Annotated in this window: 10 protein-coding genes; 7 read left to right on the top strand and 3 right to left on the bottom strand. The window is 72.2% G+C overall.

What is annotated here, in order from left to right:
• Window positions 1-80 precede the first annotated feature (80 nt).
• Complete coding sequence (locus tag FB157_RS22080; RefSeq protein ID WP_145882297.1) at window positions 81-2006, bottom strand: phosphatase PAP2 family protein; 1926 nt, start codon at window positions 2004-2006, stop codon at window positions 81-83.
• Window positions 2007-2226: 220 nt separating this feature from the next.
• Complete coding sequence (locus FB157_RS22085) at window positions 2227-3129, bottom strand: N-acetylglucosamine kinase (protein ID WP_145882299.1); 903 nt, start codon at window positions 3127-3129, stop codon at window positions 2227-2229.
• 260 nt (window positions 3130-3389) lie between these two features.
• Here FB157_RS22085 and FB157_RS22090 point away from each other — a divergent pair, with 260 nt between their 5' ends.
• The 5 genes from FB157_RS22090 to FB157_RS22110 all read left to right on the top strand — a co-directional run bounded on the left by FB157_RS22090 (window position 3390) and on the right by FB157_RS22110 (window position 9881).
• On the top strand, window positions 3390-4511 hold the full coding sequence (locus tag FB157_RS22090; RefSeq protein ID WP_145882301.1) for an ROK family protein: 1122 nt from the start codon (window positions 3390-3392) through the stop codon (window positions 4509-4511).
• Between the two features lie 270 nt (window positions 4512-4781).
• Complete coding sequence (locus tag FB157_RS22095; protein WP_145882303.1) at window positions 4782-6113, top strand: ABC transporter substrate-binding protein; 1332 nt, start codon at window positions 4782-4784, stop codon at window positions 6111-6113.
• A gap of 53 nt (window positions 6114-6166) precedes the next feature.
• Entirely contained in the window at window positions 6167-7147 is a 981-nt protein-coding gene (locus tag FB157_RS22100; protein ID WP_145882305.1) for a carbohydrate ABC transporter permease, read from the top strand.
• A gap of 19 nt (window positions 7148-7166) precedes the next feature.
• Entirely contained in the window at window positions 7167-8045 is an 879-nt protein-coding gene (locus tag FB157_RS22105; RefSeq protein WP_145882307.1) for a carbohydrate ABC transporter permease, read from the top strand.
• A 6-nt stretch (window positions 8046-8051) separates the two neighbouring features.
• A complete protein-coding gene (locus tag FB157_RS22110) occupies window positions 8052-9881 on the top strand; it encodes a hypothetical protein (protein ID WP_145882309.1) in 1830 nt (609 codons plus the stop codon).
• Window positions 9882-9885: 4 nt separating this feature from the next.
• Here the strand turns inward: FB157_RS22110 and FB157_RS22115 are convergent, their stop codons facing one another.
• Window positions 9886-10527: a nucleoside/nucleotide kinase family protein gene (locus FB157_RS22115; RefSeq protein WP_145882311.1), complete on the bottom strand. Its 642-nt coding sequence runs from the start codon at window positions 10525-10527 to the stop codon at window positions 9886-9888.
• A gap of 119 nt (window positions 10528-10646) precedes the next feature.
• Here FB157_RS22115 and FB157_RS22120 point away from each other — a divergent pair, with 119 nt between their 5' ends.
• Together FB157_RS22120 and FB157_RS22125 are read left to right on the top strand one after the other, a co-directional pair.
• A complete protein-coding gene (locus FB157_RS22120; RefSeq protein ID WP_145882312.1) occupies window positions 10647-11387 on the top strand; it encodes an HAD family phosphatase in 741 nt (246 codons plus the stop codon).
• A complete protein-coding gene (locus FB157_RS22125) occupies window positions 11384-13726 on the top strand; it encodes a glycoside hydrolase family 65 protein (protein WP_145882314.1) in 2343 nt (780 codons plus the stop codon). The genes FB157_RS22120 and FB157_RS22125 overlap by 4 nt, the downstream gene beginning before the upstream one ends.
• Window position 13727: the final 1 nt, after the last annotated feature.

The following is a 13727-nucleotide window of genomic DNA, read 5'->3' on the forward strand; positions in this document are numbered from 1 at the left end:
GTGGCGGGAGTCAGGCCCGGCAGGACCTGGCCGGGGCCGGATCATGGTCCTACTGTCGCACCGCTCCCGCCACAGGGGCGTCACCGCTTCACGAGTCGTACCGACAGACCTTCTGCCGTGTACACGGGTACGGCCCGCAGCGCGTCGGAGTTCAACTCCACGCGGCCGAACTGCCCGCGCAGCCGGGGCACGTCGAGCACCGGCAGCGTGCTGCCCGCGGCCGGCGGCCGCTCGGTGTCCAGCCGCAGCGACAGCACGGCCGAACGGCCCAGCACCGCACGGTGCTTCACGGTCAGCGGCGCCCTGGCGCCCGAGCGCAGGGTGACCTCCAGGGCGCCGGAGTCCTGGGCGTACCCGCCGCGCACCCGCAGCCGCTCGCCGACCCGCAGGGTGCCGCCCGAGACCCGCACGTCCCCGTGGCCGAGTGCGTCCTCGGAACCGGCCGAAAGCACACCGGACTCCAGTACCGTCCCGCCCGTGTACCGGTTGCGGCCGGTCAGCGTCAGCGTGCCGGTGCCCCGCTTGGTCAGGCCGCCGCACCCGTCGATGTCGTTGCGCCAGCTGTCGGCCGCCGAGAAGCCGCCGGCGGTGGGGTCCAGGGTGACGGTGACGCCGGAGTCGAAGGCGCCGTAACCGTCGGCCGCGGCGAACAGGTCCAGCCGCCCCCACTGCTCGACGCCGTCGAGCAGCACGTACCCGGCGGGCAGCCCGGTGGTGCGCAGCACCTCGCGGCGCTGGTCCGCGTCCAGGTACGGCAGCCGGGTCTCCAGCAGCACCTCGGCGCCCTTCGGCACGGTCAGCGGCGCGTCGTGGCCCTGCCGGGTCAGCACGTACGTCAGCCGGGGGCGGACCGAGCGGGCGTTGGCCCCGCGGTCGGCGTACGGGTCGGTGTCCGGGTGCGCGTAGGCGTACAGGGTGTCGGTGGTGGTGCCGGTCTGCGCGGTGAAGTAGGCGAGGGCCTGGGCGCGGGCGGCGGCCTTCAGCCCGGCGTTGGCGGGGTCGGCCAGCGTGGCCGCGGCGAGCGCGGTGGCCATGACGCGGCCGCCGATGACGTCGACGGTGCTGTGCATGCCCGCCACGATCCGGGTGTGGCTCAGCTCGAAGGCGCGCGTCACCAGCTCCTGGAACCGCTCGGGCACCGCGTACGCGTAGGCGAGGGCGGCCAGGTGGAAGGCGTTGGTGTGGCCGCTCGGGAAGCCGCCGTCGTCGGCCGGAGACGTGCCGCGCTGGCGCAGCAACTGCGGCGCGACCACGACATCGGACTCGTACACCGGGTAGCCGAGCGCGTCCTTCGCGCCGGTGTCGACGACCTCGCCGTCCTCGTTCATGCGCCACGGACGCGGGTACTGGTAGGCGTACTTGGCCGGGTTTCCCGAGGCGTACGGACCGCGCACGGTGTCGACCAGTTCGGCGACCTTGCCGAGCGCTGAGTCGTGGGCGCCCGCGCCGAGCGCCGAGCCGGCCGGGGCGTCCGCGGGCACCGTGTCGCTCACGGTGGTCGCCGGGGTGCCGTCGGGCGCGCTCGTGATCGAGGTGACCGCCTCTGCGCCCGCCCTGTAGAGGCCGGCCAGCGGGCCGAGACCGGCGATCATCGCGTAGCTCTGGTGCTGGCGGTCGTAGACGAACGCCTCCTTCGCCTGCGCGTCGGTGCGCCCGGTGGTGATCCGGGCGCAGTAGAGCATGTTGGCGCGCAGCACCTCGGGGCGCAGCGGGGTGCCGGCGTCCCAGGCCGGGCCGGTCTTCCACACCTGGGCGAAACCGCCGAGGATCCGGACCACGGCGTTGGTCTCGGGAGTGAGGTTGGCCAGGACGTTGGTCCGGTAGTCGTCGACGAACGCGGCGGGGACGGTCGCGGCCTCGGCGTCGGCGGCGGACAGCCACGCGGCGAAGGCCGGGGCGGCGAACACACCCGCCGACGCGCCCATCGAGGTCTTGAGGAAACCGCGTCGGCCCAGGGCGGTTCCACGGGCCGGCGAGGAGGAGCGGAGCCCGGCGGGTGACGGCATGCGTGTGCCTCTCTTGAGTTCTTCGGCCGGACGGCGGCCGGGGGAGTGGCCCACGGGACCGCCCGGCGCGCACGGCCGAGACGCCCGGCCGCGATGTGCCGAAGTGTGCGATCCCGTGGGAAAGAAGTTGAACGAGTGAATATCTAGGCCGGGGCGGTGTCCCGTCGGGGAGTCCACGGCGACGAGGGCGTGTGCGGCCGGTGAACGCGGGGCGCGCCGCTCACAGGATCGAACGCGCCAGCGCCACCGCCCCGTTGACGGGCGGCACCCGCAGCGGGTGCGGCCGTGCTCCGGGCAGGGCGTGGGAGAGTGCGGCGGTGAAGGCGCCGTACAGGAGCGGCTGGGCGAGGACGGTGCTTCCCGCGACCACCACGTCGTCCACGGCGAGGCCGCGGTCGGCGAGCCGGACGACGAGCGCGGCGAGGGAGCGGCCCCCGGCCGCTATCACCTCGTGGGCGAGCCGGGAACCCGCCTCGGCGGCCGAGAACAGGACCGGGGCGCGCCGGCCCCACTCGGCGGAGACGTCGGAGGCACTCTCCAACGCCGCGCCGAGCGCGGGCACTTCGGGTACGTCGAACGCGGCGAGCAGTGCGGTGGCCAGCGCGTCGGGTGCCTCGCCGCGGTCGTGGGCGGCCCAGCAGGCCCGCGCGGCCTCCCGGACCAGCCCGGCGGAGCCGCCCTCGTCACCGAGGACCGCGCCCCAGCCGCCGACCTGCACCGGCGTGCCGTCGGCCGCGTGACCGACCGCGACCGATCCGGTGCCCGCGACCAGACCGACCCCCTTCTCCAACCCCGCGGCGGGGACGAGGAGTTCGGCGTCGCCGACGATCAGCGCGGGCACGTCCAGGACATCGCCCAGGGCGGCCCGGATCCCGGCGCACTGGCGCAGTGTCTCGCAGGCGTGCCCGCCCACGGCGAGGGCGGCCGGCCGGAGTCCGGCCGGCAGGGCGTCGTCGAGCAGTGCGGCCAGCCAGGCCGCGGCGGCGGCAGGGGTGTGCGGCCGCCAGCCGCTGCTGGAACGGACGCGGTCGGCGACCAGCTCGCCCCCGGCAAGTGCCCGGAGGTGGGTCTTGGTGCCGCCCACGTCGATCCCGACCACGAGGGGATGCGGAACGTCCTGCACGGATCCTCTTTCGTCGTCCGCAGGGAGCTGTGCTGCAGGAGCCGTGCTCCCTGGTGCTGTGCTGCGACGGCGGGCGAACCGCGCCTCGATGAAGGGCTGCAGAAGGTGTCGGGAAGCCCCGGGACGGGCTTCGGCGGCGGTCACGGCAGGCGAGTACCGTGAGTTCGTTAGGAAATTAACTAACGAAGTAGAGTGCGTCAAGGGGCACGCAATCCCGGCGTCCCTCACCAGCAGACTGCGGATCGAATCCGGGGGAGAGCATGATCCTGAGCGAGAGCGCCCGTGCGGTGTTCGCCGTCCTGGCCACGGCCGGCTCCGCCACCCGCCCCCGGCTGGCGGCCGACGCGGGCCTTTCGAAACCGACGGTCTCCGCCGCCGTGGCCGAACTCGAGGCCGCGGGGCTCGCCGCCCACTCCGGTACGGCCTCCAGCGGCACCGGCCGCACCGCCGCCGTCTACCGTCTCGGCCCGGCCGCCGGGACCGTGCTCGCCGTGGACCTCGGCCCCACCCACACCCGGGTACGCGGCTGCGCCCTCGACGGCAGCCTGCTCGCCCAGGCCACCACCTCCCGGGCCGATGCCGCCGACGCCGTGCGCGAGACCCTCGCCGCGCTGCCCGCCGGTGCCCCGCTGCGCACCATCGTCGTCGCCGTCGGCGACGTCACCGCACAGGACCGGGACGGCACCGGCATGCGGCCCGCGACCGCCAAGGCCGGGCCCGCCTACGACGCCATGGCCGTCGCGCTGCCGCCCGGTGTCCCCGTCCACCTCGAGAACAACGTGAACTGTGCCGCGCTCGCCGAGCTGCACGAGGGCGCCGCCCGCGGCCGCCACACCTTCGGCTATCTGCGGATCGGCGTGGGTATCGGCCTCGGCATCGTCGTCGGCGGCCGGGTGCTGCGCGGAGCGAACGGCGCCGCGGGCGAGCTGGCCCGGCTGCCCTACCCCTGGGACGACGACCGTGAGCCGCGCCGCGAGGCCCTGGAGGATTACGTCGGTGCGCACTCCCTGCTGCACCGGGCCGCGGAGGCCTGGCGGTCCGCCGACGGTCCCTGCCCCCGCACCACCGAGCAGCTCTTCGCCCTCGCCGCCGAGGGCCGGGCGACGGCCCGCGCCGTCGTCGCGCGCCACGCCGCCGACGTGGGCAGGCTGGCCGCCGCCGTCGCCGCCGTGCTGGACCCCGGGCTGATCGTGCTCGGCGGCAGCACCGGCGCGGACCCGCAGCTCCTGCCGGGTGTCCGGGCCGAACTTGAGCGGCTGAGCTGGCCCACCGAGGTGGTCAGCAGCACGGTCGGGGACCTCGGCACCGTCGCGGGCGCGGCCGGGCTCGCGGTCGCACGCGGAGTCCAAACCGTGACCGAGGGCGTGCGGGCGAAGGATTGACGGCCTCCGACTCGGTCTGCCAATGTCCGGACAAGCGCTTTCTAAGCCGGGCGGGACCCCGGCTCGAGGGTGGGCGTCCCGACCGTACGCGACGTGCGGCAGCCGGGCGAGGGCGTGCTCGCCGGGCGACGGCCGTCAGGGCCGGGGACCGCACCCGTCAGGAGTGCGCGGCCGGGCGAGGCCGCATACCGGAAAGCGATTCCAACACCAAGGCGCCCGAGCCGAGTTGACCGGCTCCGGAATCCGTCACGCACCTTCAGGGAGGACCCGGTGGGTCACCAGATCTCGCGCAGAACCCTCTTCCGCACCGCGAGCGGACTGGCCGTCGCCGGCGCGCTCGGCTCCACGCTCGCCGCCTGTGCCGGCGGCACCGGGGCGGGCAGCGACAGCGGCAGGCTGACCATGACCTGGTGGGGCAGCGACGACCGGCACGCCGCGTACAAGAAGGCCCTCGCCTACTTCCAGAAGAAGAACTCCAAGATCGAGATCGAGACCCGTTACCAGGGCTACGACGGGTACTTCGACAAGTTCAACACCCAGGTCGCCGGCGGCAGCGCCCCCGACCTGCTGCAGATGGACACCGCGCTGGTCGCGCAGTACGCCCGCAAGGGCATCCTCGCCCCGCTCGACTCCTACGTCGGCAAGTCCCTTGACCTGACCGGCTTCTCGAAGACGCTCCTGGCCGCCGGCACCGTCGACGGCAAGCTGTACGGCGTCCCGTCCGGCATCGGCGTCAACCAGCTCACCGTCAACCGCTCCGGCCTCGAGCAGCTCGGCCTGAAGCTGCCCGACCGCGAGTGGAACTGGAACGATCTGAAGAAGATCGCGACCGACGTCTACAGGAAGAGCGGCGGCAAGCAGTACGGCGTCGACGACGGCGGCGGCTCCACCCTGCAGTGCTTCGAGATCTTCGCCCGCGAGAAGGGCCGGCAGTTCTTCTCCGACGACGGCAAGAAGCTCGGCTTCACCGCCGACATCCTGCAGGAGTGGTGGGAGTTCTGGGCCGGGATGCGCCGGGACCACGCCTCCCCGCCGCCGGCCGTCACCTCGGCCGCGCACAACGACCTCACCAAGAACGCGGTCGTCATCGGCAAGGCCCTGTTCACCTTCGACTCCGGTGTCTACGGCGCAGGCGGCTCGATCACCGACGCCCAGCTGGACTTCCTGCCCACCCCGCAGGGCGACTGGTCCGGCGCGCGCGAGGGCAACTTCGTCAACGGCGGTGTGCTGCTGAGCGCCACCAAGGCCGGCACGCAGGTCGCCGACTCGGTGAAGATCATGGACTTCTTCGCCCAGGACGCCACCGCCATCAAGGACATGCAGCTGCTGCGCGGCATCCCGCCGACCGAGAAGGCCCGTTCGCTGATCGCCGGCGGGCTGACCGAGACCGACAAGCTGAACATGGCGAACGCCGACTACGTCTCCCGGCGGGTCGCCAAGGCCGCCGGCGCGCTGCCCGCGCCGGTGCCCCCGCCCAAGGGCGCGGACCAGATCTGGGACCTGCTGTTCCAGTCCAACCTGGCGGTCGCCTTCGGCAAGAAGTCCATCAAGGCGCAGCTGAGCGAGTTCTTCGACCAGGCGCAGTCGATCCTCGCGGGCTGACCGCCCGCCCCAGCACAGTCAGGCACCGGGAGAGGGCCAGGGAGAAGATGAGCATGACCACCACCAGGACCGACGAGGTCGTGGGGGAGGCCCCGGCGGCGCCGGTGACCCCCGCCGACCGGCGCGACCGGGAACGGATGCGCCGGCGCGCCGCCAGACGGCGCGGCGGAGGATGGTGGCCGTACCTCTTTCTGGCCCCCTGGTTCGTCGGGCTGTTCGGCCTGACGGTCTACCCGATGCTGGACTCGCTGTACCTGTCCTTCACGGACTTCGATCTGCTCTCGTCCGCCAAGTGGGTCGGCACCGAGAACTACTCGCGCATGTTCACCGACGACCCGGTGTTCTGGGACTCGGTGCACGCCACCCTGCTGTACGTCCTCGTCTCCGTGCCGCTGAAGCTGGCGCTCGCGCTCGGTGTGGCCATCCTGCTCAACCGCCCGCTGAAGGGCATCGGCGTCTACCGGGCCGCCTTCTACCTGCCCTCGCTGCTCGGCGGCGCGGTCGCCGTGGCCATCGTGTGGCGGCAGGTCTTCGGCGGGGACGGCCTGTTCAACGACTTCCTCGGCTGGTTCGGCATCAAGGGCCAGGACTGGATCTCCAGCCCCGACACCTCGATCTACACGCTCATCCTGCTGGCCGTCTGGCAGTTCGGCACCCCGATGGTCATCTTCCTCGCCGGCCTGAAGCAGCTGCCGAAGGATGTCTACGAGGCCGCGGCGATCGACGGCGCGGGAACGTTCACCAGGTTCTTCCGCATCACGCTTCCGCTGCTCACCCCGATCGTCTTCTTCAACGTGGTCCTGCAGATCATCGACGGGTTCAAGACGTTCACCCCCGCCTACGTCGTGAGCAACGGCACCGGCGGACCGCTCAACTCGACCATGCTGTACTCCCTCTACCTGTACAAGAAGGGCTTCACCGACCTGCAGATGGGATACGCCTCGGCGCTGGCCTGGGTGCTGTTCCTGGTCATCGCGGGCTTCACGGCGGTCAACTTCATCGCCAGCCGTTACTGGGTTCATTACGACGACTGAGCAAGGAGTTCTGTCCACCATGTCCGCCATCACGCCCGGCGTCTCGCCGCTCGGCAAGCTGCGCTCGCTCACCGGCCCCCGCCGCATCCTCCTGCACACGCTGCTCATCGGCGTGGCCCTGCTCATGCTCTACCCGCTGCTGTGGATGCTCAGCAGCTCGCTCAAGCCCGACACCGAGATCTTCACGCACCCCGGCCTTGTGCCGGAGAAGGTGCACGCCGCGAACTACGCCGAGGGCTGGAGCGGTTCCGGCAACTCCTTCTCCCTCTACATCACCAACTCGCTGATGGTCACGACCGGTGCGGTGATCGGAAACGTGATCTCCTGTTCGCTGGCCGCCTATGCCTTCGCGCGCCTCGAGTTCCGCGGCAAGAAGATCCTGTTCGGCGTGATGCTCGGCACGCTCATGCTGCCCATGCAGGCCACTCTGATCCCGCAGTACACGATCTTCTACAACCTGACCTGGATCAACACCTTCCTGCCGCTGATCGTCCCCAAGTTCCTCGCCACGGACGCCTTCTTCATCTTCCTGATGGTGCAGTTCATCCGCTCCATCCCGCGCGAGCTGGACCAGGCCGCGATGATGGACGGCGCCAACCCATTCCAGATCTACTGGAAGATCATCCTGCCGCTGATGAAGCCGGCCCTGGTCACCACCACGATCTTCACCTTCATCTGGACCTACGACGATTTCCTCAGCCAACTCGTCTACCTCCAGCAGAACGACCGGTTCACCGTCCCGCTCGGCCTCACCCTGTTCCTGGACAAGACCAGCGGCTCCTCGTACGGCGCCATGTTCGCCATGTCGACGCTCGCCCTCCTCCCGACGCTCATCTGCTTCCTCGTCTTCCAGAAGAGACTGGTGGAAGGCATGGCGACCTCCGGCATGAAGGGCTGATCCCCCGTGTATCTCCCTCACCAGCGCGGCCCGTTGCACGACCTCCCGGACACCCCCGAGGCATACGACGCGGTCCTCGCCGACGTCACCGAGCAGGCCCTGTCCCGCCTCACCCCCGAGGGCAACCTGGAACACCCCGACGCCGGCGACGACATCGGCGACACCTCCCTCGGCATCACCTCCCTGCTCGCCCTCGCCTGGCAGCGCGGCCGGGACCCCCGGCTGCCCGAGGCGGTGCGCCGCAGCCTCGCCTTCCACCTGCGCGAGCGTGTCTACACCGACGACAACCCCGGCTACCCGAACCTCCGCATCACCGACTCGGGCCTCCCGTACGCCCGTTACGTACTGGAAGCGGGCGCACACCCCATCGGTGACTGGCCGAGCACGGTGTGGGCGCTGCTCCAGGCGGTCAACGTCCTCGACTCGGCCGACGGCCTCCTGGAGGACGAACAGCGCACGGCGCTCACCGAGCTGGCCCTCGGCTACTGGCGCCGGCTGACCGAGTCGACCTTCTTCAACCCGCAGGAGGCGGGCAACCAGGCCATCGGCTGCGTGGTCGGCGGCCTGATGCTGGCCCGCCATCTGCCCGCTTCCGCCGGAGCACAGATCGGCTCCCGGGCACTGGAGCTGTACACCGACGAGATCCGCGCCCACCGGGTCCGCGACCGGGGTGCCCTGCTGCCGCCCGAGCACGGCGGCGCGTACGACAACAACTACGGCCCGATCTCCCTCTCCTTCCTCGCCCAGGCCCACCGGGTCAGCGGCGAGGAGGTGTTCGCGGAGGACGGGGAGGCGCTCGCCCGCTACATCGACGCCCGTCTGACGAACGGCGGCTTCGACAACGGCGGCCCCCGCTACAGCGAACAGCACTCCGGGTTCGAATCCGTCCTGGGCCTGCGCTACTTCAGCGCACGCGTCGGCGCGGACCTGGGCCGCTACCGGGGCGACACCCGCTGGGGGCGGCACGCGGTCCAGCGCGACGGCCGCGTCGACGGACACTTCGCCTTCATGCTGGTCTGGCAGATCCAGGACACCAGCCACTGGCACCGCGTCCCGTCGACCGCACCCGCCCGCCACCAACTGCGCCGCGGCACGGTCTCCGTCGCCTTCGACAGCCGCATGACCCCCTCGCTCGTCGAGGCCGCCGGCACCTATTACCTGCCCGCAGCCGTGCGCCGCCAGCACGGGTTCGGCCCCGTCACGGACGGCTTCCTGCTGTGCCGTCCGATGGGCGAGGTGCGCGTGCGCGACGTCCGCGCCGACGGGCTCGCGGCCAAGCTGGTCACCAAGCCGGTCGTCGGCCGCGACCATGTGCTGCGCCATGTCCGCTCGCTGTACGTCACGGACGGCACCAGCCTCTGGGTGACGGTCGCCGTCGAGCGGCTCGACGGGGCGCCGTACCTGCTGTCCGGGCTGCCGTACGCCGCCGACGACGGCGACCGGGTGCGCCGCGTGGCCGAGGGCGAGGTCGTCGCCGCGGCCGGGCTGCGCCTCACGCATCCCGCGGACCCGGGCCCCGACCACTTCGACGCCCGCGCCGAACTCACCCAGGAGCAGGCGGCGTTCGCCCTCACCGCCGACCCGCGCGGCTACGGCAACCCCGACGAGGGCTGGCGCCACCTGGTCGGCTCCACCGCACTGGAGGCCGACCCGGCACCGTGCGCTCCACAGGACCTGCACGTGTTCGCCCTGCGCTACGGGCCCGGCGGCCCCTTCTCGCCCGCCTTCGACAGCGACGAGCGGGGTCTGACGGTACACACCGAGGCGTTCACCGCGGTGGTCGGCGATCCGGCGGGTGATGCCGCCGGCGAACCCGTACTCACGCTGAGCGTCTGAGGACCTAGGGCAGCACGCCGGGCGGCACGATCAGGTCCGCCCGGTCCCGCGTCGTGGCGATCAGGTCGGCGTTGCGCTGGTCCGTCCCCAGGACCCAGGCCACGGCCGCATCGCGCTCCTTGCCGAACTCCTCGTGCCGGGCGACCAGCCGCCGGATCCGCTCCTGCTCGTCGATCTCGCAGTACCACACCTCGTCCAGGCACGACCGCACCCGCGCCCACGAACCCTCCGCCAGCAGCAGGTAGTTGCCCTCCGTCACCACCAGCCGGGCCGTCGGCGGCACGGGGACCGCGCCCGCGATCGGCTGCTCCAGGACCCGCTCGAACCCGGGCGCGTACACCACCTCGCCGGTCTCCTCGCGCAGCCGCCGAAGCAGTGCCGCGTACCCGGCCGCGTCGAAGGTGTCCGGCGCGCCCTTGCGGCCGCGGCGGCCGAGCCGCTCCAGCTCGACGTCGGCCAGATGGAAGCCGTCCATGGGGACGTGCGCCACCCAGGGCGGGCCGTCGGCGTTCAGGGCGCGCACCAGGTGCTCGGCCAGCGTCGTCTTTCCCGAGCCCGGTCCGCCCGCGATCCCGAGGATCGCGCGCCGCCCGTCCTGGGTGAGGGCACGGGCGCGGGTGAGCAGGTCGTCGAAGGTCAGCGGCACACAGCAGAGTGTGTCACCGGCGGCGACGACGGTGAGAGCCGGGCCGCAAGGTTCGAAAGTCTGGCTCGTGTGGCGCTCGCCACCCACTGGAGCGCACTCCATGGGGAAGGGTGCTGGGTATGACTCAGCTCGGTCTGCCCGACACCATCCTGGCCTGTCTGTTCGACCTCGACGGGGTCGTCACCAAGACGGCCGTCGTGCACGCGGCCGCCTGGAAGGAGACCTTCGACGCGTTCCTGCGCGAGCACGAGGGCCCGCAGGCCCGGCCGTTCGACGAGATCGCCGACTACGACGAGTACGTCGACGGACGCCCGCGCGCCGACGGCGTCCGCTCCTTCCTCGACTCGCGCGGCATCCACCTGCCCGAGGGCGGCCCCGGCGACCCGCCCGACGCCCGCACCGTGCACGGCCTCGGCAACCGCAAGAACGATCTGCTGCTGGAGCGGATCCGCACCGGCGGTGTGGAGGCCTACGAGGGCACTCTGCGCTATCTGGAGGCCGTCCGCGCACAGGGCCTGCGCACCGCGATCGTCTCCTCCAGCGCCAACTGCCGGGACGTGCTGCGGGCCGTCGGCGCCGAGCACTTCTTCGACGTCCGCATCGACGGCGTGGTCGCCACCGAGCGGAACCTGCCGGGCAAGCCGCACCCCGACACCTTCCTGGCCGCCGCCCACGACCTGGGCGTCGAGCCGGCGCAGGCGGCCGTTTTCGAGGACGCGCTGGCCGGTATGGACGCGGGCCGCTCGGGCGGCTTCGGATACGTGGTCGGCGTCGACCGGTCCGGACAGACCGACGCCCTGTACGCACACGGCGCGAGCACCGTCGTCAAGGATCTCGCCGAGCTGGGAGGCAAGCAGTGATCACCCACCGGTCGTACACGGTCGAACCGTGGGCCGTGCGCGAAACGGAACTGAACCTCGACGTCCTCGCCCAGAGCGAGTCGGTGTTCGCGCTGTCCAACGGCCACGTCGGGTGGCGCGGCAACCTGGACGAGGGCGAGCCGCACGGCCTGCCCGGCAGCTACCTCAACGGGGTGCACGAGGTGCACCCGCTGCCGTACGCGGAGGCCGGCTACGGCTATCCGGAGTCCGGGCAGACGGTCATCAACGTCACCAACGGCAAGATCCTGCGGCTGCTGGTGGACGACGAGCCGTTCGACCTGCGCTACGGCCGGCTCGTCGCCCACGAGCGCGTCCTGGACCTGCGCCGCGGAGTGCTGGAGCGGACCGTCGAGTGGACGTCCCCGGCCGGCTCGACGGTCCGGGTCCGCTCGACCCGGCTGGTGTCGCTGACCCAGCGGGCGGTGGCAGCGGTGGGGTACGAGGTGGAGGCCGTCGGCCGCCGCAGCCGGGTGGTGATCCAGTCCGAGCTGGTCGCCAACGAACAGCTGCCCGGCTCGAACGGCGACCCGCGCGCGGCGATGGCGCTGCAGTCGCCGCTGGAGCGGGAGGACGACCTCGCCGTCGGCAACCGGCTGCGACTGGTGCACCGCACCCGGCGCAGCGGCCTGCGGGTGGCTGTGGCCGCCGACCACGTGGTCACCGGTCCCGAGCGCACCACGACCCGCAGCGAGAGCGGCGGCGACGTCGCCCGGCTCACCGTCACCTCCGTCCTGGAGCCCGGCCAGACGCTGCGGGTGGAGAAACTGGTCGCCCACGGCTGGTCCGGCACCCGCTCGCTGCCCGCGATGGCCGACCAGGTCGACGCCGCCCTCGCGGCCGCCGCGCACGACGGCTGGCAGGGACTCCTGGACAGCCAGCGGGCCCACCTGGACGACTTCTGGTCCGGCGCGGACGTCGAGGTGGACGGCGACGAGGAGATCCAGCAGGCCGTACGGTTCGCTCTCTTCCACGTCCTGCAGGCCGGGGCCCGTGCCGAGCAGCGGGCGATACCCGCCAAGGGCCTCACCGGCTCCGGCTACGACGGGCACGCCTTCTGGGACACCGAGATGTTCGTGCTGCCCGTCCTCACCCACACCGCCCCGGAGGCCGTCGCCGAGGCGCTGCGCTGGCGGTACAACACCCTCGACGAGGCGCGCGAGCGCGCCACCCAACTGGGGCTCGGCGGTGCCGCCTTCCCCTGGCGGACCATCCAGGGCGCGGAGGGCTCGGCGTACTGGCCGGCCGGCACCGCGGCCTTCCACGTGAACGCGGACATCGCCGACGCGGTCGTCCGCTACGTGGAGGCCACCGGCGACACCCGCTTCGAGCGGGAGGCGGGAGTGGAACTGCTGGTGGAGACCGCCCGCCTGTGGCGCTCGCTCGGTCACCACGACCACCGCGGGGCCTTCCACATCGACGGCGTCACCGGCCCCGACGAGTACAGCGCGGTGGCCGACGACAACACGTACACCAACCTGATGGCCCGCCAGAACCTGCTCGCCGCCGCCGACGCCGTCGAACGGCACCCGCGCGAGGCGGAGCGCCTGGGTGTGGACGCGGAGGAGAGCGCGGCCTGGCGCGACGCCGCCGAGGCCGTGCACATCCCCTACAACGACGAACTCGGCGTCCACGAACAGCACGCCGGATTCACCCGCTACCAGCGCTGGGACTTCACGCACACCCGCCCCGAGCAGTACCCGCTGCTGCTGAACTTCCCCTACTTCGACCTCTACCGCAAACAGGTCGTCAAGCAGGCCGACCTGGTGCTGGCCATGTACACGTGCGGCGACCGCTTCGACGAGGAGCAGGTGGCCCGCAACTTCGCCTACTACGAGCCGCTGACCGTACGCGACTCGTCCCTGTCCGCCTGCTGCCAGGCCGTCGTCGCCGCCCAGGCGGGCCATCTGCGGCTCGCCTACGACTACACGGCCGAGGCGGCCCTGATGGACCTGCAGGACCTGGAGCACAACACCCGGGACGGACTGCACATCGCCTCGCTGGCCGGGACCTGGATGGCGCTGGTCGCGGGCTTCGGCGGACTGCGCCGCGACGGCGAGGGACTGCGGTTCGCGCCGCGTCTGCCCGAGCGGCTGCGCCGCCTGGCCTTCGGCCTCCAGTTCCGCGGCCGCCGCCTCAGGGTGGAGATCGGTGCGGACAAGACGACGTACGCGCTGCTGGACGGGGAGCCGCTCACGCTCCACCACCACGGGGAGGCGCTGCGGGTGAGCACCGACGAGCCCGCCGTCCGCTCCGTACCTCCGGTCAGCCCGCGCCCGGACCCCGAGCAGCCCCTGCACCGGGCTCCGAACGCCGGCTGAG

Origin of the sequence: Streptomyces sp. BK340 (assembly GCF_007827595.1) — a bacterium.
GTDB lineage: Bacteria > Actinomycetota > Actinomycetes > Streptomycetales > Streptomycetaceae > Streptomyces.